Consider the following 18267-nt stretch of genomic DNA (forward strand, 5'->3'; position numbering starts at 1 on the left):
CCGCGCGCCGCGCTCCGGGGCGGCCCCTCGTCCGCGCGCGCTCGCCGTGCATGGGCCGGATCAAATGTAACCGCATGACCGAATTCAACGACACCCAACAGCAGCTCTCGAAGTTCCGCCTGCGCGTCGCGGCGGCGGGCGTGTTCGTGTTCGTCTGCTTCGGGCTGCTCGCGAGCCGCTTCTTCTACCTGCAGCTGATGCAGCACGGCAAATATGCGCTGCAGGCTGAGGAAAACCGCATCTCGGTCGCACCGATCGTGCCGAACCGCGGGATCATCACCGACCGCAACGGCGTGGTCCTCGCGAAGAACTATTCGGCGTACACGCTCGAGATCACGCCGTCGAAGCTCGACGACACGCTCGACAACACGATCGACAAGCTGTCCGAGATCATCCCGATCGACGCGCGCGACCGCCGCCGCTTCAAGAAGCTGCAGGAAGACTCGAAGAACTTCGAGAGCCTGCCGATCCGCACGCGCCTCACCGACGCGGAAGTCGCGCGCTTCACCGCGCAGCGCTTCCGCTTCCCCGGCGTCGACGTGCGCGCGCGGCTGTTCCGCCAGTACCCGCTCGGCATGACGGCCGCGCACGTGATCGGCTACATCGGCCGGATCTCGAAGCGCGACCAGGATCGCATCGATGCGATGAGCGACGAGAACGACAGCGACCAGGAACATTACGATCCGCGTCGCGACGCGAACAACTACAAGGGCACCGACTACATCGGCAAGATCGGCGTCGAGCAGAGCTACGAAGCCGACCTGCATGGCCTCACGGGCTTCGAGGAAGTCGAGGTGACGGCCGGCGGCCGGCCCGTGCGCACGCTGTCGCGCACGCAGGCGACGCCCGGCAACAACCTGGTGCTGTCGCTCGACATCGGGCTGCAGCAGGTCGCCGAGCAGGCGTTCGCCGGCAAGCGCGGCGCGCTCGTCGCGATCGAGCCGAAGACGGGCGACGTGCTCGCGTTCGTGTCGTCGCCGAGCTTCGACCCGAACTCGTTCGTCGACGGCATCGACCAGCAGACCTGGGACGAGCTGAACAACTCGCCCGACAAGCCGCTGCTGAACCGGCCGCTGCACGGCACCTACCCGCCCGGCTCGACGTACAAGCCGTTCATGGCGCTGGCCGGCCTGACGCTCGGCAAGCGCACGCCGGGCTGGGGCTTCCAGGATCCCGGCTACTTCACGTTCGGCGGCCACACGTTCCGCAACGACGTGCGCTCGGGCCAGGGCTGGGTCGACATGAACAAGGCGATCATGGTGTCGAACGACACCTACTTCTACATGCTCGCGCGCGACCTCGGCGTGAACGCGATCGCGAACTTCATGAAGCCGTTCGGCTTCGGCCAGATCACCGGCATCGACATCCAGGGCGAGGCGCGCGGGATCCTGCCGTCGACCGACTGGAAGAAGAAGGCGTTCAAGAAGGCCGCGCAGCAGAAGTGGTTCGACGGCGAAACGATCAGCCTCGGGATCGGCCAGGGCTACAACTCGTACACGATCCTGCAGCTCGCGCACGCCACCGCGACGCTCGCGAACAACGGCGTCGTGATGAAGCCTCACCTCGTGAAGGAAGTCGAGGATCCGATCTCGCGCGCGCGCCACCTGACCGTGCCGAAGGAAAGCGAAGTGATTCCGCTCAAGCAGGGCGACATCGACGTCGTGAAGCGCGGGATGGAAAACGTGATCGAGAATCCGTCCGGCACCGCGTACAAGGTGTTCCGCGGCGCGCCGTACCTCGCGGCCGGCAAGACCGGTACCGCGCAGGTGTTCTCGCTGCAGGGCTCGAACTACAAGGGCCACCTGCTCGCCGAGCACCTGCGCGACCACGCGCTGTTCATCGCGTACGCGCCGGTCGACCATCCGCAGATCGCCGTCGCGCTGGTCGTCGAGAACGGCGGCTGGGGCGCGCAGGCCGCGGGCCCGATCGCGCGCCGCGTGCTCGACTACTACCTCGTCGAACGTCAGAACCCGAACAACGAGGCCGCGGCCGTGGCCGCCGCCGCGTCGGCGACCGAGCCGGTGAGCGCGCCCGTGGTCGGCGACGCATCGAAGCCCGCCGCCGTCGCGGCCGGCTTCACCGCGCTGCCGCAGCCGGTCGTGCCGACCGCGGCGAGCGCGGCAAGTGCGGCGGACGCCGCGTCGGCACCCGATGCATCGAGCGCGGCGCAGCCGTCCGACGCGAGCGCCGCGGCGCCGATGGCCGCGAGCCTGCCGCCGATCCGGCGCCCGCACCGGCCCCACCGGCCCGCGAGCGGCGCACAGCCGGTCGCCACCGGGCCGCGCGACGACAACTTCCGTGCCTCGGCCACCGCGAAAGCGGTGAACGCCGGCACCGCTCATTAACGGAGAAAGGCATGCAATTCGACAAGCGCGCCTGGCTCGACAAGATCAAGCAGATGTTCGCGGGTTTCGACCGCCCGCTCGCCCTCATCGTGTTCCTGCTGCTGTGCGTCGGCATCGTCACGCTGTACAGCGCGGCGATCGACATGCCGGGCCGCGTCGAGGACCAATTGCGCAACATCCTGCTGACGTTCGTGCTGATGTGGGTGATCGCCAACATCCCGCCGACGACGCTGATGCGCTTCGCGGTCCCGCTATACACGTTCGGGGTCGCGCTGCTAATCGCGGTCGCGCTGTTCGGGATGACCAAGAAAGGCGCGAAGCGCTGGCTGAACGTCGGCGTCGTGATCCAGCCGTCCGAAATCCTCAAGATCGCGACACCGCTGATGCTCGCGTGGTACTACCAGCGCCGCGAAGGCGGGCTGCGCTGGTACGACTTCGTCGTCGCGTTCGGGATCCTGCTCGTGCCGGTCGGCCTGATCGCGAAGCAGCCCGACCTCGGCACCGGCCTGCTCGTGTTCGCGGCCGGCCTCTTCGTGATCTACCTCGCCGGCCTGTCGTTCAAGCTGATCGTGCCGGTGCTGGTCGCGGGCGTGATCGCGGTCGGCTCGATCGCCGTGTTCGAGGATCGCATCTGCCAGCCCGAAGTGCAGTGGCCGCTGATGCACGACTACCAGAAGCACCGCGTGTGCACGCTGCTCGACCCGACCTCCGACCCGCTCGGCAAGGGCTTCCACACGATCCAGGCCGTGATCGCGATCGGCTCGGGCGGCGCACTCGGCAAGGGCTACCTGAAGGGCACGCAGGCCCACCTCGAATTCATTCCGGAGAAGCACACCGACTTCATCTTCGCGGTGTTCTCGGAAGAATGGGGGCTCGCCGGCGGCCTCGTGCTGCTGACGCTGTACATGGCGCTGATCGCGCGCGGGCTCTACATCGCCGCGCAGGGCGCGACGCTGTTCGGCCGGCTGCTCGCGGGCTCGCTCACGCTCGCGTTCTTCGTCTACGCGTTCGTCAACATCGGGATGGTGAGCGGCGTGCTGCCCGTCGTCGGCGTGCCGTTGCCGTTCATGAGCTATGGCGGCACCGCGCTGGCGACGCTCGGCGTCGCGATCGGGATGATCATGAGCGTCGGGCGACAGCGGCGGTTGATGAAGAGCTGACGCTGCGGCGTGGCACGCGGCTGCGAGCAGTCGCAGCAATGAAAAACGGCGCCGCGGGCGCCGTTTTTCGTTGGGCAGGCCGAGTTCAGCCGGCCGCCGTCATTGCGGCGTCGCGCGTGGGCTTGCGTGGTCTGCACCGGCGCCCGATGCCGGCTCCTGCGTCTTCAGTCGCGCGCTCAGCTCCTTGAATTTCAGCTCGGCCGTCTCGTCGCCCTGCGCGGCCGCGGCCGCATAGTACGCGCGCGCGATGTTCAGGTTCTGCGTGACGCCGTCGCCGCCGCGCTCGTAGAACGACGCGGTCACGTACTGCGCGGTCGGCTCGCCCGCGTCGGCCGCCTGCTTGTACCACGCGAACGCCTGCCGGTTGTCGCGCGGCGTACCGCGCCCGTCGAGGAACTGGTTCGCGAGCGACAGCGCGGCCTGCACGTGCCCCTGCTTCGCCGCACGCAGGAACCAGCGGTGCGCTTCGGCCGGATTGCGCGCGACGAATTCGCCGTCGTCGAACATCCGTCCGTACACGTACTGCGCGTGCGACATGTTCGCGTCGGCCGCCCGCTTCAGCCAGCGCAGCCCTTCGTCGACTTTCGCGGTCACGCCGACGCCGGTGAGCAGCATCATCGCGTAATTGAACTGCGCGAGCCGGTCGCCGCGTTCGGCTGCGTCGTGGAACTGCACCAGCGCCGCGCGATAGTCGCCGGCGTTGTAGGCGGCCACCGCCGCTTGCGTCTCGTGTGCCGGATCCGGTTTCGCGTGCGGCGCATTCTGCGCCGACGCCGCGATGCACACGACCCACAGCCCGAGCATCGCACCGATCCGCCCACGTACACCGGTCGCGCGCCGCGCGCGTCCCGTCCCGGCGCCGTCGTCGTCGTCGTCGTTCATGACCGCACCTCCTGCAGCGCCTGGCGCGTCGCGCGCAGCAGCCAGGTCACGTCGGCCGACAGCGTGATCATCCGGTAGCCGGCCTCGCGATACTGGCGCGCGATGGCCGTATCGCTCGCGAAGATGCCGACCGCGACGCCGGCCTGCTTGCCGGCCGCGAGCACGCGCGCCATCGCGGTCTCGACATCCGGGTGGCGGCTGTCGCCGAGATGCCCGAGGCTCGCCGCCAGATCGGCCGGGCCGACATACAGGCAGTCGACGCCCGGCGTCGCGGCGATCCGCTCGACTTCGTCGATGCCGCGCGCCGATTCGATCTGCACGATCACCGCGATCTGGGCGTTCGCCGTCTGCAGGTAATCGCGGCGCATGCCGAACGCCGCCGCGCGCACCATGCCGGCCACGCCGCGCAGCCCGTCCGGTGAATCCGGCGACGGGAAGCGCGTGAGCCGCACCGCGTGCGCGGCCTCGTCGGCCGTCTCGATGCACGGGAACATCAGCGTGCGCGCGCCGGCGTCGAGCGCGCGCTTCACGAGCCACGGCTCGCGCCCCGGCACCCGCACGACGGGCTCGCTCGGCAGGTGCGCGGCGGCCAGCGCGCGCAGTTGCGACGCGACGTCCCGGCTGTCGTTCGGCGCATGCTCCATGTCGATGCAGAGCCAGTCGTAGCCGGCGTGCGCGAGCGCTTCAGCCGCCGAATCGCAGCCGAGCGACAGCCACAGGCCGTACAGCGGCTCGTCTCCGTCGTGCAGACGTTGTTTGAGGGAATTGGTGAGCGTGCTCATCGATACGGCCTCCTGGCGGACAGGCAATCGAACGGAACAGGCAACGGGGGACGGCCGGACGGCAGCAGCCCGATCGCGGGCGCGCAGGCTGCGCCACGCAACGATCATAGCGCGCCGTCGGGCGAAATGTGGGGAGACAGGTGAAGCGGGCCCGATCGGGCACCGCGTGGCGGGCGACCGGCTTCGGGGGGACCGGCTACAAGCGACCGGCGGCGGGGCGACCGGCGGCCGGCCGCCGAGCGCACGCTCGGGCCGGCAATGACGCGTCAGCGGGCGGGATCGCGCTCGACGTCGGCCCAGCAGTTCGGCGTTTCGTACAGGCGCACGCGCTCCAGCCGCAGGTTCACGCCGTAGTGCGCGTCGTACACGTTCGCGAGGATGTCGAACGCGATCGCCGCGAGGTTCTCGACCGTCGGGATCCGGTCGAGCACGACCGTCTTGTGGTCGGCCATCTGCTCGAGGAACGAGCGCACGACTTCGTCGCGCGCGTAGACCAGGAACGCGTGATCCCACTTGTTGACGAGATGCTCGACCGCGAGCGCCTTCACGTCGGCGAAATCCATCACCATGCCGCGGTCCGGCGCCCCCTCGGTATCGACGAGATCGCCGCGCAGCGTGACTTCGAGCACGTAGCGATGACCGTGCAGGTTCCGGCACTGGCTGCGGTGATCGGGAATGCGGTGGCCCGCGTCGAATTCGAGTTTTCGGGTAATCAGCACGATGTCAAAGGCCGTGGCTCAGGGAATGTTCAGGTATTTGTGGGTCTGCATCGACAGCCGCCACTGCGGATGCCGCTTGCACCAGTCGATCGCGAGCTTCGTGTTGAGATCGCGCGACGGGCCGTCCATCGGCTGCACGAGAAAATACTCGAAATCGAGCTTCGCGTAGTCGGCAAGCCGCTGGTTGTCCTGCGGGATCACGACCTTCAGCTCGTTGCCCTTCGTGACGACGAGCGGCGCGTCGGCCTTCGGGCTCACGCAGATCCAGTCGATCGTCTCGAGCACCGGCAGCGAGCCGTTGGTCTCGATCGCGATTTCGAAGCCCGCCGCGTGCAGCGCGTCGACGAGCGGCTGGTCGAGCTGCAGCATCGGCTCGCCGCCCGTGCAGACGACGAAGCGATGCGCTTCGCCGTCGGGCCACAGGCCGGCGATCGTCGCGACGAGCGCTTCGGCGTCCTTGAACTTGCCGCCGTTCTCGCCGTCGGTGCCGACGAAGTCCGTATCGCAGAAGCGGCACACGGCCTCCGCACGATCCTCTTCGCGGCCCGACCACAGATTGCAGCCGGCGAACCGGCAGAACACGGCCGGACGGCCCGCGTTCGCGCCCTCGCCCTGCAACGTGTAGAAAATTTCCTTGACCGCGTAAGTCATCGTGCTTCGTCCGGCTCGCGCCGCTCGTTGTCGATCAGAATCCGTTATTCATCAAGCGCCGCCGGCGCACCGCGTCACAGCGGCGCTTCGGTCACCCGCTCGCCCTTCAGGTAGGCCTCGTAGCCGCGCTTGCGCAGCTTGCAGGCCGGGCATTCGCCGCAGCCGAAGCCCCAGTCGTGCAGTTCCGCGCGCTCGCCCACGTAGCACGTGTGCGTCTCGACGCGGATCAGCTCGACGAGCGCATCGCCGCCGAGCTGTTCGGCGAGCTGCCAGGTCTGCGCCTTGTCGAGCCACATCAGCGGCGTCTCGAGCACGATGCGCGTGTCCATCCCGAGGTTCAGCGCGACCTGCAGCGCCTTCATCGTGTCGTCGCGGCAGTCGGGGTAGCCCGAGAAATCGGTCTCGCACATCCCGCCGACCAGCACGCGCAGCCCGCGGCGATAGGCGATCGCGGCCGCGATCGTCATGAACAGCAGGTTGCGGCCCGGCACGAACGTGTTCGGCAAGCCATTCGCCGTGGTCTCGATCTCGATCGTGCGCGTCATCGCGGTATCGCTGATCGCGCCGAGCACCGACAGGTCGATCATGTGATCGTCGCCGAGGCGGCCGGCCCAGGCGGGAAACCGATGCTTCAGCGCGTCGCGCACGCCTTCGCGACATTCGAGTTCGACGCGGTGGCGCTGGCCGTAATCGAAGCCGAGCGTCTCGACCGTCTGATAGCGTTCCAGGGCCCAGGCCACGCACGTGGCCGAGTCCTGCCCGCCGGAAAACAGCACGAGCGCGCCGTCTTTAGCGTCTGTCCGAATCACCGTGATACTCCGTGAATGTATAGGCTCGCGTCGCGCTGCGCCCCGGGGCCGGCTGCCGCCGGGCGGCCCGACACGTGCCGGCCTGCGCCGGCTCGACCAGTATAGGCAGCGCGGTTGTGCGCGAACGCGGCGGAGCGCTTATACCGCCCATCGCGCGGCATCGGTGCCGCGCGTCACGGCGGCGCCTGCGGGCAGCCCTGCCGTGCGCATGAAGCGATGCGCTAAGTCATTGAGCGGGCACGGATTTTATCACGCTCCGGCGAATGCTGCCGGACGCACCACCGATGCCGCGCAAACCCACCACAAACGAAAAACCCCAAGAACCTTCCGATTCTTGGGGTTGGAACTGCTGGTGGCCTGGGACGGAATCGAACCATCGACACGCGGATTTTCAATCCGCTGCTCTACCAACTGAGCTACCGGGCCAACGAAGAAGAGAAAGTATATCCAGCCCTGTTACTTTGCGCAAGTAGTTTTCGCAAAATATTTTACGCGGCGCCTTCCGACGGCTTCTTGCCGAGCTCGACGCCCAGCTGCTTGAGCTTGCGATACAGGTGCGTGCGCTCGAGGCCCGTCTTCTCCGCGACGCGCGTCATGCTGCCGTTCTCGCGCGCGAGGTGATATTCGAAGTACGCGCGCTCGAACGCATCGCGCGCTTCGCGCAACGGGATGTCGAACGGAATCGCGGCCGTCTGGCCTGCGAGACCGAGCGCCGCGGCCATGTCGTCGCCGAGCGTCGGCAGCGCGGCCGCGGACGCGACCGCCGCCGGGCCCGAAGCCTGCCCGACGCCGGCCTTCGCCGCCGCGTTGACGGACACCGGTGCCGCGCCGCGCACGAGACCGTGCTCGACTGACTTCAGCAGCTTCTGCAGCGCGATCGGCTTCTCGAGGAAATCGAGCGCGCCGATCTTTGTTGCCTCGACGGCCGTGTCGATCGTCGCGTGCCCGGACATCATGATCACGGGCATCGTCAACAGGCCCTGCGCCGCCCATTCCTTGAGCAGCGTGACGCCGTCGGTATCGGGCATCCAGATATCGAGCAGCACGAGATCGGGCGCCTGATTCAGACGGTATTCCCGCGCGGCCTGCGCGTTCTCCGCCGCCTCGACGACATGTCCTTCATCGCTGAGGATTTCCGAGAGCAATTCCCGGATGCCCATTTCATCATCTACCACCAGGATGGTTGCCATTTACGCTGCCTTTGTCTGCACACTTGCTTTTGTCTTAGCGGGGGCCGTCCCGACCTGCGCGCCGGGTTCGGCGCCTGGCGTATCGCTCGCCATCTGCAGGAACAGGATCGACACCTGCGCACCCTCGACGGTCTCGCCGTGCATGCGATTGCGCAGATCGATCCGCGCGCCGTGCTCGTCGACGATCTTCTTGACCATGGCCAATCCGAGCCCCGTGCCCTTCGCCTTTGTCGTCACGTAAGGCTCGAACGCACGGGTCAGGATGCGTGCCGGAAAACCGGGCCCGTTGTCGGACACGGTAAGACGTACCGCGACGCGCGTTTTGCCCTCGGCGTCGGGATCGCCATATTCTACTGTCTTGGTTTCGATCAACACACGCGGTTGCGCGACTTCCGCCACCGAATCCTGCGCATTCTGCAGCAGGTTGTGGATCACCTGGCGCAGTTGCGTCGCGTCGCCGCGAATCACCGGCAGCGACGGCGCGAGTTCGGCGACGATCGGGCTCTTGCCTTCGCCGACACCATACAGCCCGAGCACCTCGCTCGCCAGTTCGTTCAACTGCAGGTTGCCGAGCACCGCCGGCGGCGTGCGCGCATATTCGCGAAAGTCGTCGACCATCCGCTTCATCGCGGCCACCTGATTGACGATCATCGTCGCGCCGCGCTTGAGCACGTCCGCATCGGGCGGCGCGAGCTTGTCGGACAGCTTCATCTGCAGCCGCTCGGCCGACAGCTGGATCGGCGTCAGCGGGTTCTTGATCTCGTGCGCGAGCCGCCGCGCGACCTCGCCCCATGCGACCGAACGCTGCGCGGAAATCACGTCGGAGATGTCGTCGAACACGACCACGTAGCCGGACGTCTGCGGATCGTCGGCCTCCCCCTCGACCGTCGACACGAGGCGCGTGCCGCGCACGAGCAAGGTCAGCGGATCGGATTCGCCCGGCACCTCGACCGCGAACTGCTGCTGCCAGTGGCCGCGATCGCCGCTCGCGCCGTCGGAAGCCGCCTCGCGATCGGCGAATGCCTTGCGCACCATCGCGCCGAATTCCGCCACGACGTCGATCCGGTCGAGCGCCGTGCCGATCATCGCGCTGAACGGCTGCCGGAAGATCCGCTCGGCGCCGCGGTTGGCCGTCGTCAGCCGGAACTGGCGGTCGAGCACGAACACGCCGGCGGTCAGGTTCGCGAGGATGCTTTCGAGATATGTTTTCGAGTGCTCGAGCGCGATCCGGTTCTTCTCGACCGCGAGCCGCGCCTCGGACAGCTGGCGCGTCATCGCGTTGAACGACTGCGTGAGGAAACCGAGCTCGTCGCGCGACTTGATCTCGCGCTTCGGCGTGTAGTCGCCTTCGGTGATCTCCTTCGTGCCCTGCGCGAGCAGGAACAGCGGCCGCGCGAGCTGCTGGCCGAGCGCGAGCGCGAGCATCATCGCGATGAAGGTCGCGAGGAACAGCGCGAGCGTCAGCGTGCCGATGTACATCTTGCGCAGCCCGGTGCGGCCGAGCGCTTTTTCCTGGTACTCGCGATACGCGCGCTGCACCGCGTCGGCGTTGTGCGCGAGCGTGGGCGGCACCGGCTGCGTGAGCTGCAGGAAACGCTCCGCCGGCTGCAGCAGCGACGTCGTCGCGTCGGGGATCGGCCGCACGACGCGCAGCCGCAACGCGCCCTTCGCGCCGTGTGCGCGCGGGTCGCCGTCGACTTCGCCCTCGATCGCCGCGTACGCGCCATGCTCGCGCGCCTGGCTCAGCATCAGTGGCGTCGGCAGGTCGTCCGGAATCAGCACGGCGAAATTGCCCGATGCCTGCGCAACGATGTGCAGGTCGGGCGCCGCACCCGAGCCGCCGCGGCTCGGCTCGACGATGGTCGCGTCCTGCACGCCGAACTGATCGCGCAGGCGCAAGAGCGTGAGCGTCGTGCCGTTGGTGTTCGCATCGACGCTCGCGAGCTGGTCGGACATCAGGCGCGCCTTCGTCTGCAGGTCGGACAGCGACGCGTCGAGCATTCCGCGGCCGAGGTTCAGGCCGGCCGTCAGCGCGGTCTCGACGTTCACGTCGAACCACGACTCGATGCTGCGCGACACGAACTGGTACGACACGATGTAGATGATCCCGCCCGGCACCACGCCGACGAGCGCGAAGAAGACCGCGAGCTTCGCGAGCAGCCGCGTGCCGAACTTGCCCTTCCGCAGGCGCACGACGATCATCCCGATCAGCCCGAGCACCACCAGCAGGAACACGAGCGCGACGATGATGTTCATCGCGTACAGCCACGAGTAGTAGCGATCGAAGAACTCGGTGTTCGCGCTCGCGGCCGCGAGCAGCACGAGCAGCAGCAGCGCGGTAAGCGCGACGGTCGCTACGATGACGCGAACGAGGAGGCTCTTCCCGCTGGCCGCGCGGCGCACTTTATTTAGCACGTTCGGTCACCGTGAAGTTGAAGCGCTTCCAGTCCGAGCCGAGCGTCCAGTCGCGGTTGTTCACCGCGTCGACCTGGAACGGCTTCGGCATCAGCGCCGTATCGAGCTGCATGCGCACCGAGGCCATGTAGGTTTCGCCGGCCCGCACCTGGTTGCGATCGATCACGTGCCACGACGTGATGTGCCGGACGACCGCGAGCGCGTCCTTCAGCGACGGGAAGCCGAGTTGCAGCCCGCCCGTCGACACGCGGTACTCGCGCGTGAGCGGCTGGAACGACAGGCGGATCGTCTGCGACACCGACACCGGCTGCTCGTCGAACCAGTACCAGCGCGCGCGGCTCAGTTCGAAGTCGGTCGTGAAGTACAGCGGGATGCCTTTGTTGACGGCATCCTCGAGGTTCGGGTTCAGCTCGAAATCGAAGCGGGCATCGAGGCTCCAGCCGCTTCCGTCAGCCTGCAGCGAGGCGCGCTGCACAGCGATCGACTCGGCGGCGCGCGCCGGCCGAACGACAGTCAGGCACAGCGCCAATGCGACCAGCAGGACGGCCGCAAGCCGAAGTGGAAAAAGGTGTTTGATCGTCACCGTTTCTGAAACCGCGCGTAGAAAAATCCGTCGTGATCGGTGGTCTGGTCGCGTGCGCCGGCCGCTCCGGCGGGCACGCCGCCGGGCAGCAGTTGGCCGGGCGCGTCCAATCGTACCGCATCTTCACAGGCCGCTTCAAACCAGCGGGCCTGCAATTCGCCCTCCTCGGGGAAGATCGAACACGTCACGTAGAGCAGTTCGCCGCCCGGCTTCACGAGCGGCCACAACGCCGTCAGGATGCGGCGCTGTTCCGCGACGAGCGCCGCGATGTCGGCTTCGCGGCGCAGCCAGCGGATGTCGGGATGACGGCGCACGATGCCTGACGCCGAGCACGGCACGTCGGCGAGGATGCGGTCGAACGGCCTGCCGTCGTACCACGCATCCGGCGCGCCGGCATCGCCGACGCGCACGTCCGCCGTGAGCGACAGGCGCGCGAGGTTCTCGCCGATGCGCGCCGCACGGGTCGCGTCGCTTTCGAGCGCAACGACCTCCGCGCCGGCCAGCTCGAGGATATGACCGGTCTTGCCGCCCGGTGCCGCGCATGCGTCGAGCACGCGCATGCCGTCACGCGCGCCGAGCCATTCGGCGGCGAGCTGCGCGCCGGCATCCTGCACCGACACGACGCCGTCCGCGAAGCCCGGAATGCGATCGACCGGCAGCGCCGATGCGAGCCGCACCGCATGGCGGCCGATCGCGGTCGCGTCGATCCCGTTCGCGCGCAGCGTGTCGAGATACGCGTCGACGCTCGCACGGCGCGCGTTCACGCGCAGCGTCAGCGGCCCCTGGCGCTCGCCGGCGGCGAGGATCGCCTGCCATGCGTCCGGCCACGCGCGCTTCACCGCATCGATCCACCACGGACGGTAGTTCCAGCGGGCGACCGGATCGTCCCGCAGCGCCGCGACGAGCGCGTCGCGCTCACGCTGGAAACGGCGCAGCACCGCGTTCACCAGCCCCTTCGCGAACGCGAATTCGCGCCGCGCGCCGATCACGGTCACGGCCTGGTCGACGATCGTGAACGCCGGATACGCGGCCGTCTCCTCCGGATCGAGCAGCAGCGCGAGCGCGGCGGCGAGTACCGCCTGCACGTGCGCGGGCGGCGCCTTGCTGACGAGCCGGCCGATCAGCCAGTCCGCGCTGCCGAGGCGCCGCATCGTCCGGTAAGCGACGTCCTGCGTCGCGCCGCGCGCCAGCGCCTGCGCGTCGGCCGGCATCTGCGCGAACACCGCGGCCAGTGCCGCCGGCAGCGCGGTGCCGCGCCGCACCGCATCGACTGCCTGCGCGGCCGCGTCGAGCGCGAAGCCGAGCGAATCGGGCGCGAGACGCAGCGCGGACAGGCGCGCGGGGCGGCCGGAGGAAGACGGAGCAGAGGAACGGGTTCGTGTCATCGGAGCAAAATCGGCAAACGGGCGCCGCGAGCGGCGGGAACCCTGCGGCCGTGCGCGGCCGCCGCGATTCCAAACCGCGCATTGTAGCGTGAGGCCATGCGGCCCCTTTACCGGACACACAAATGAAACGCCCCGCAGCGCGAGGCGTGCGGGGCGAGGTGCGAGTGCGACGCGAGTTAGTCGAAGCGGCCGGTGCGCGCCATCTCCATCAGGCGCGCGATGCGCTCCTCGGTCGCCGGGTGCGTGGAGAACAGGTTCTGCAGGCCGCCGCCGTGCAGCGGGTTCATGATCATCATCTGCGCGGTGGCCGGATGCGCTTCGGCCGCCTGGAACGGGATGCCCGCCGCATAGCGATGGATCTTGTCGAGCGCGGTGGCGAGCGACTGCGGATCGCCGGAGATCTGCGCGCCGCCGCGATCGGCCTCGAATTCGCGCGCCCGCGAGATCGCCATCTGGATCAGCGCGCCGGCAATCGGCGCGAGCAGCGCGACCGCAATCCCCGCGATGGGGTTGGCCGGACGGCCGTTTTCATCGCGGCCGCCGAAGAACATCGCGAAGTTGGCCAGCGCCGAGATCGCGCCTGCCATCGTCGCGGTGATCGTCGAGATCAGGATGTCGCGGTGCTTCACGTGCGCAAGCTCGTGCGCCATCACGCCGCGCATCTCGCGCTCGGACAGCACGCGCAGGATGCCCGTCGTCGCGGCCACCGCCGCGTGCTCCGGGTTGCGGCCCGTGGCGAACGCGTTCGGCGCATCCTCGTTGATCAGGTAGACGCGCGGCATCGGCAGGTTCGCGCGCGTGGCAAGCTCGCGCACCATCCGGTAGAACTGCGGCGCCGTGTTCTCGTCGACTTCCTGCGCGTTGTACATGCGCAGCACCATCTTGTCGGAGAACCAGTACGAGAAGAAATTCATGGCGAGCGCGAACAGCAGCGCGATCGTCATGCCGCGGGTGCCGCCGATCATGCCGCCGATCACGATGAACAGGGCCGTGATCCCGGCCATCAGCATCGCCGTTTTGACCCAATTGAACATACCCACTCCTTATCCGTCAGGGGACCCGTCGCGCATCAAAGGGCGCGACGGAAAATTGTAAGCGATTTGTTAGATAAGGTCTTGCGCGAAAAATTCAATCTCAGCGTTGCGATGTTGCAAGACGAAGGCCCAGGCCGACGAAAGCGCTGCCCACCGTACGGTCGAGCCACTTCTTGACGCCCGGCTTGCCCGAAAAGCGCTGCGTGACGCTGCCCGCGACCCACGCGACGAGGCTGGTCCACACCGTGCTCATCGCGACGAATACCGCGCCGAGCGTCAGGAACGCCCAAGCCTTGTGCGGACTGTCGGCCGACACGAACTGCGGGAAGAACGACACGAAGAACAGCACGACCTTCGGATTCAGCACGTTGGTCCAGAAGCCCTGCATGAAGAGCTGGCGCAGCGGCTTTGCGGCCGTGCCCTGCGCGGCTGCGGCCCCCGACGGCTCGGCGGCCTGCCGCGCGACGATCATCCGCACGCCGAGGTAGATCAGGTAGGCGGCGCCGACCAGCTTGATCACCGTGAACGCGGTGGCCGATGCCGCCAGCAACGCGGTCAGGCCGAATGCGCACGCGAGCGCGTGAACGCAGCAGCCGGCCGAGATGCCGAACGCCGACATCAGCCCCGCACCGCGCCCCTGGGCGACGCTGCGGCCGACGATGTAGGCCGTGTCGGGGCCGGGCGTGACGTTCAGCAGGAACACCGCGAACACGAAGAAGCCGAAATGGGTGATGCCAAGCATGAAGACCTCGAAACCGGAAAGCGCAGGTAAATTCTACGCGCGCCTGCCGCGCCGTGCGACTCGGCCGTTCGGGCAATTGCGCGCGACCGGCAGGTCGGGTCGAATGACGCTCAGGCCCCGTCGGGCAACGCGAAACGCTGGCCTGCGGCGAGCGGCGAGCCGGCCAGGAATTCACGCGCGGGCAACCGCTTGCCGCCCGGCTTCTGCAGTTGCGTGACGCGTAGCGCGCCGCTGCCGCACGCGACGATCACGCCTTCCGGCGCTGCGTCGACGATCGTGCCGGGCGCCGCGTCGCCGCGCGCCGCCACGGGCTCGGCCGCCCAAAGCTTGATGGCCGCGCCGTCGAGCGTCGCGACGCCGCCCGGGAACGGGTCGAACGCGCGCACCTGGCGCGCGAGCACGTCGGCCGGCTTGCGCCAGTCGAGCGCCGCCTCGTGCTTGCCGATCTTTTCCGCATAGGTCACGCCGTCGGCCGGCTGCGGGGTGGCGGGCAATGCGCCGTCGCGCTCGAGCCGCACCAGCGCATCGACGATCAGCCGCGCGCCGTCGGCGGCCAGCCGGTCGTGCAGGGTGGCGGTCGTATCGTCGGGCGCGATCGCGACGCGCGCTTCGTCGATCATCGCGCCGGTGTCGAGGCCGACGTCCATCTGCATCAGCGTGACGCCCGTCTCGGCGTCACCGGCCTCGATCGCGCGGTGGATCGGCGCGGCGCCGCGCCAGCGCGGCAGCAGCGACGCATGGATGTTGATGCAGCCGGCGCGCGGAATGTCAAGCACCTCCTGCGGCAGCAGCAGGCCGTATGCGGCGACCACCATCACGTCGTGGGGGGTCGTGCGCAGCAGCTCGATCGCGTCGGCTGCCTCCGCCGGGTACTTGCCCGCGCGGCGCAGCGACGGCGGCTGCGCGACGGGCATCCCGTGCTCGACGGCATAGCGCTTCACGGCGCTCGCCTGCAGTTTCATCCCGCGTCCGGCAGGGCGATCGGGCTGGGTGAGCACGAGCGGCACCGGAAAACCGGCCTCGTGGATCGCGGCGAGTGCGGCCGCGGCGAATTCCGGCGTGCCGGCAAAAATCACGCGCAACGTATGGGTCATGAAAGCGTTCGGGAGCGGGCTTGGCGAATACGCGTCACATCGCGCGTTCGAGTTTCTTCATCTTCGTCTTGATGCGCGTCTGCTTCAGCGGCGACAGGTATTCGACGAACACGCGCCCCATCAGGTGATCCATCTCGTGCTGCACGCACACGGCCAGCAGGCCCTCGCAGTCGAGCTCGAAGGTCTCGCCCTGCTCGTTGAGCGCACGCACGCGCACATGGTCCGGGCGCTCGACCTCGTCGTAGATCCCGGGCACCGACAGGCACCCCTCCTCGTAGATCTGCTTCTCGTCGCTCGACCAGATGATCTCGGGGTTGATGAACGCGCGCAGCTCGTTCTTCTCCTCGGAGATGTCGATCACGATCACGCGCTCGTGCACGTCGACCTGCGTCGCCGCGAGGCCGATGCCCGGCGCTGCGTACATGGTTTCGGCCATGTCGGCGACGAGCTTGCGGATCCGGTCGTCGACCTTGTCGACGGGCTTGGCGACCTTGTGCAGCCGCTTGTCGGGGTAATGAAGAATGTTCAGCAATGCCATGGTGTTCGGTATTCGGTGGAGCGGCGGGCCGCATCGGCCATCCGGCCGGCTGGCGCCACTGCCGGGATGCAATGAAGATGAGGCGGACGCGCGGCATATCAATGCCGCAGGTCATGCCTCCTGCAAATGGCCGGACGCCGGTGGCGCGCGGCCCTGTCGAGTATTTCGGATGATGAAAATTTTATCATGGCGCCACGCTGTCCGCTGGCCGTCGCATTCGAGGGGAACCTCATGTCGCCGCAAGCGCTGACCCCTTCCGCGCTGCGCGCGTGGCTGCAGCTCGCGCATGCGCCGGGCCTCCCGCCTGCCGTGCTGCACGCGCTGCTCGACGCATTCGGCTCGCCGGCGGCGCTGCTGCGCGCATCCGACGAGGCCATCTGCGCGGCGAGCAGCGCGGCCGCGGCGCGGGCGGTGCGCGCCAGCGAGCGGCACGACCTCGACGCGCGCACCGACGCTGCGCTCGCGTGGCTCGATGCACCGGGCAACGCGATCGTCACGCTCAACGATCCCGTCTATCCGCCGCGGCTGCGCGACCTGCACGATCCGCCGCCGCTGCTATATGTAAAGGGCAGGCTCGAGCTGCTGCACGCACGGGGGCTCGCCGTCGTCGGCAGCCGCCACGCAACGCCGCAAGGGCTCGCCGACGCCACGCGCTTCGCGCATGCGCTGTCCGATGCGGGGCTCGCGATCGTCTCGGGCCTCGCGCTCGGCATCGACGGCGCCGCGCATCGCGGCGGGCTCGCCGGCCGCGCCAGCACGATCGCGGTGATCGCGACGGGCGCCGACCTCGTCTATCCGGCGCGGCACCGCACGCTCGCGCACGAGATCGCCGCGCGTGGCGCGATCCTGTCCGAATGGCCGCTCGGCACGCCGGCGCGAGCGTCGCATTTCCCGCAGCGCAATCGGCTGATCGCCGCACTCGCCGTGGGCGCGCTCGTCGTCGAAGCCGCGCCGCGCTCCGGCTCGCTGATCACCGCGCGGCTCGCGAACGAGCTGGGCCGCGACGTGTTCGCGATGCCGGGCTCGATCCACGCGCCGCTCGCGCAGGGCTGCCACGCGCTGATCCGCGACGGCGCGAAGCTCACCGCGGCGCCGCTCGACGTGCTGGAGGAATACGGGCTGGGCGAAGCGACTGCTCACATCGCGCAGCATTCTGGATCGAGCCCCGATAACGTCGAAGCAGCCGGCACGGCGGAGCAACGCATGGGCGAGCCTGCCGCGAAGGCCGGCTCCGCCGTTGCGGCCGCCGCGTCCCCCGTAAGCGAAGGCGCACCGCCCGATACCCCCGCCGAACGATCCGTGCTGGCCGCGCTGGGATACGGCCCCGTGACCTACGAGTGGCTCGCCGAGCACAGCGGCCTGTCCGACGACGTGCTGTACAGCGCGTTGCTCGCGCTCGAACTGGCCGGCCGCGTCGCCAGCGTGCCCGGCGGACGCTTCGCGCGGCTTGACGCGGCGCCCACCCCGCCCCGGTCCGGCGTGCTACATTCCCCCGAATAGGGGCGGCCATGCCGTCGACGTTACCCAAGGAATTCCATGCCCGCGCTGAATCTCGACACCGATGCCGATCGGATCGCCGAGCGCCTCGCCGATCCCGACACGCTGCTGGTCGCCTGCCTGTGCGCCGAGTGGTGCGGCACCTGCCGCGACTACCGGACGGCCTTCGACCAGCTCGCCGACGCCCATCCCGACGCCTGCTTCGCGTGGATCGATATCGAAACCCACGCCGACCGGCTCGACGATCTCGACGTCGAGAATTTCCCGACGATCCTGATCGAGGACGCAAACACCGCGCGCTTCTTCGGCACGGTGCTGCCGCACGCGGCGATCGTCGAACGGATGCTGTCGGACCTGAGCGCGGTACCCGGCGCGCCGCACGCACCGAAATTGCGCAATATCCTGAACGTCGAGGCGTAAAACGCGCCCCGGCCAGACGGC

General features: G+C 68.6%; 17 protein-coding genes and 1 tRNA gene. 4 read left to right on the forward strand and 14 right to left on the reverse strand.

Going from position 1 to position 18267, the window contains the following annotated elements; translation table 11 throughout:
• Positions 1 to 74 precede the first annotated feature (74 nt).
• Together mrdA and rodA are read left to right on the forward strand one after the other, a co-directional pair.
• Entirely contained in the window at positions 75 to 2345 is a 2271-nt protein-coding gene (mrdA, locus tag BAMB_RS15975) for a penicillin-binding protein 2 (RefSeq protein WP_041491296.1), read from the forward strand.
• 11 nt (positions 2346 to 2356) lie between these two features.
• Positions 2357 to 3505: a rod shape-determining protein RodA gene (gene rodA, locus BAMB_RS15980; protein ID WP_011658226.1), complete on the forward strand. Its 1149-nt coding sequence runs from the start codon at positions 2357 to 2359 to the stop codon at positions 3503 to 3505.
• A gap of 99 nt (positions 3506 to 3604) precedes the next feature.
• Here the strand turns inward: rodA and BAMB_RS15985 are convergent, their stop codons facing one another.
• The 14 genes from BAMB_RS15985 to def all read right to left on the reverse strand — a co-directional run bounded on the left by BAMB_RS15985 (position 3605) and on the right by def (position 16329).
• Positions 3605 to 4387 (reverse strand): tetratricopeptide repeat protein, encoded by a 783-nt coding sequence (locus tag BAMB_RS15985; protein ID WP_011658227.1) that lies wholly within the window; start codon positions 4385 to 4387, stop codon positions 3605 to 3607.
• The gene (locus BAMB_RS15990) at positions 4384 to 5169 is read right to left on the reverse strand and encodes an HpcH/HpaI aldolase family protein (RefSeq protein ID WP_011658228.1); all 786 of its coding nucleotides are present in this window, start codon (positions 5167 to 5169) and stop codon (positions 4384 to 4386) included. The genes BAMB_RS15985 and BAMB_RS15990 overlap by 4 nt, the downstream gene beginning before the upstream one ends.
• A 266-nt stretch (positions 5170 to 5435) precedes the next feature.
• Positions 5436 to 5888 carry a 6-carboxytetrahydropterin synthase QueD gene (gene queD / locus BAMB_RS15995; protein ID WP_006755431.1) on the reverse strand — a complete coding sequence of 151 codons (453 nt, stop codon included), beginning with the start codon at positions 5886 to 5888 and terminating at the stop codon, positions 5436 to 5438.
• A gap of 18 nt (positions 5889 to 5906) precedes the next feature.
• Positions 5907 to 6539 carry a 7-carboxy-7-deazaguanine synthase gene (gene queE, locus BAMB_RS16000; protein ID WP_006755430.1) on the reverse strand — a complete coding sequence of 211 codons (633 nt, stop codon included), beginning with the start codon at positions 6537 to 6539 and terminating at the stop codon, positions 5907 to 5909.
• Positions 6540 to 6613: 74 nt separating this feature from the next.
• Positions 6614 to 7348 (reverse strand): 7-cyano-7-deazaguanine synthase QueC, encoded by a 735-nt coding sequence (gene queC / locus BAMB_RS16005; protein WP_011658229.1) that lies wholly within the window; start codon positions 7346 to 7348, stop codon positions 6614 to 6616.
• A 350-nt stretch (positions 7349 to 7698) separates the two neighbouring features.
• Positions 7699 to 7774, reverse strand: a tRNA-Phe gene (locus BAMB_RS16010).
• 62 nt (positions 7775 to 7836) lie between these two features.
• Positions 7837 to 8538: a response regulator transcription factor EsaR gene (gene esaR, locus BAMB_RS16015; protein ID WP_011658230.1), complete on the reverse strand. Its 702-nt coding sequence runs from the start codon at positions 8536 to 8538 to the stop codon at positions 7837 to 7839.
• Complete coding sequence (gene esaS, locus BAMB_RS16020; protein WP_011658231.1) at positions 8539 to 10953, reverse strand: sensor histidine kinase EsaS; 2415 nt, start codon at positions 10951 to 10953, stop codon at positions 8539 to 8541. It lies immediately after the preceding gene.
• Positions 10943 to 11536 carry a DUF4390 domain-containing protein gene (locus tag BAMB_RS16025; RefSeq protein ID WP_011658232.1) on the reverse strand — a complete coding sequence of 198 codons (594 nt, stop codon included), beginning with the start codon at positions 11534 to 11536 and terminating at the stop codon, positions 10943 to 10945. The genes esaS and BAMB_RS16025 overlap by 11 nt, the downstream gene beginning before the upstream one ends.
• Positions 11533 to 12921 (reverse strand): 16S rRNA (cytosine(967)-C(5))-methyltransferase RsmB, encoded by a 1389-nt coding sequence (gene rsmB, locus BAMB_RS16030; RefSeq protein WP_011658233.1) that lies wholly within the window; start codon positions 12919 to 12921, stop codon positions 11533 to 11535. The genes BAMB_RS16025 and rsmB overlap by 4 nt, the downstream gene beginning before the upstream one ends.
• A gap of 176 nt (positions 12922 to 13097) precedes the next feature.
• The gene (gene htpX / locus BAMB_RS16035) at positions 13098 to 13955 is read right to left on the reverse strand and encodes a zinc metalloprotease HtpX (protein ID WP_006750073.1); all 858 of its coding nucleotides are present in this window, start codon (positions 13953 to 13955) and stop codon (positions 13098 to 13100) included.
• Positions 13956 to 14055: 100 nt separating this feature from the next.
• Positions 14056 to 14697, reverse strand: coding sequence for a LysE family translocator (locus tag BAMB_RS16040; protein WP_011658234.1), 642 nt, complete (start codon positions 14695 to 14697; stop codon positions 14056 to 14058).
• Between the two features lie 110 nt (positions 14698 to 14807).
• The gene (fmt, locus tag BAMB_RS16045; protein WP_011658235.1) at positions 14808 to 15791 is read right to left on the reverse strand and encodes a methionyl-tRNA formyltransferase; all 984 of its coding nucleotides are present in this window, start codon (positions 15789 to 15791) and stop codon (positions 14808 to 14810) included.
• Between the two features lie 34 nt (positions 15792 to 15825).
• On the reverse strand, positions 15826 to 16329 hold the full coding sequence (def, locus tag BAMB_RS16050; RefSeq protein ID WP_011658236.1) for a peptide deformylase: 504 nt from the start codon (positions 16327 to 16329) through the stop codon (positions 15826 to 15828).
• 186 nt (positions 16330 to 16515) lie between these two features.
• Between def and dprA the strand changes: the two genes are divergently transcribed.
• Positions 16516 to 17829, forward strand: coding sequence for a DNA-processing protein DprA (dprA, locus tag BAMB_RS16055; protein ID WP_041491297.1), 1314 nt, complete (start codon positions 16516 to 16518; stop codon positions 17827 to 17829).
• 36 nt (positions 17830 to 17865) lie between these two features.
• Positions 17866 to 18246, forward strand: a complete 381-nt coding sequence (locus tag BAMB_RS16060) for a thioredoxin family protein (protein WP_006750078.1) — start codon at positions 17866 to 17868, stop codon at positions 18244 to 18246.
• The last annotated feature ends 21 nt before the right edge of the window (positions 18247 to 18267 follow it).

The organism is Burkholderia ambifaria AMMD (assembly GCF_000203915.1).
In the GTDB taxonomy this organism is placed as follows: domain Bacteria; phylum Pseudomonadota; class Gammaproteobacteria; order Burkholderiales; family Burkholderiaceae; genus Burkholderia; species Burkholderia ambifaria.

Coding starts and splice junctions, on each gene's coding strand:
- mrdA (WP_041491296.1), top strand. CDS start 75: ATGACCGAATTCAACGACACCCAACAGCAGCTCTCGAAGTTCCGCCTG.
- htpX (WP_006750073.1), bottom strand. CDS start 13,955: ATGTTCAATTGGGTCAAAACGGCGATGCTGATGGCCGGGATCACGGCC.
- fmt (WP_011658235.1), bottom strand. CDS start 15,791: ATGACCCATACGTTGCGCGTGATTTTTGCCGGCACGCCGGAATTCGCC.
- queE (WP_006755430.1), bottom strand. CDS start 6,539: ATGACTTACGCGGTCAAGGAAATTTTCTACACGTTGCAGGGCGAGGGC.
- BAMB_RS16060 (WP_006750078.1), top strand. CDS start 17,866: ATGCCCGCGCTGAATCTCGACACCGATGCCGATCGGATCGCCGAGCGC.
- rodA (WP_011658226.1), top strand. CDS start 2,357: ATGCAATTCGACAAGCGCGCCTGGCTCGACAAGATCAAGCAGATGTTC.
- dprA (WP_041491297.1), top strand. CDS start 16,516: ATGGCGCCACGCTGTCCGCTGGCCGTCGCATTCGAGGGGAACCTCATG.
- def (WP_011658236.1), bottom strand. CDS start 16,329: ATGGCATTGCTGAACATTCTTCATTACCCCGACAAGCGGCTGCACAAG.
- esaR (WP_011658230.1), bottom strand. CDS start 8,538: ATGGCAACCATCCTGGTGGTAGATGATGAAATGGGCATCCGGGAATTG.
- rsmB (WP_011658233.1), bottom strand. CDS start 12,921: ATGACACGAACCCGTTCCTCTGCTCCGTCTTCCTCCGGCCGCCCCGCG.
- BAMB_RS16040 (WP_011658234.1), bottom strand. CDS start 14,697: ATGCTTGGCATCACCCATTTCGGCTTCTTCGTGTTCGCGGTGTTCCTG.
- BAMB_RS15985 (WP_011658227.1), bottom strand. CDS start 4,387: ATGAACGACGACGACGACGACGGCGCCGGGACGGGACGCGCGCGGCGC.
- BAMB_RS15990 (WP_011658228.1), bottom strand. CDS start 5,169: ATGAGCACGCTCACCAATTCCCTCAAACAACGTCTGCACGACGGAGAC.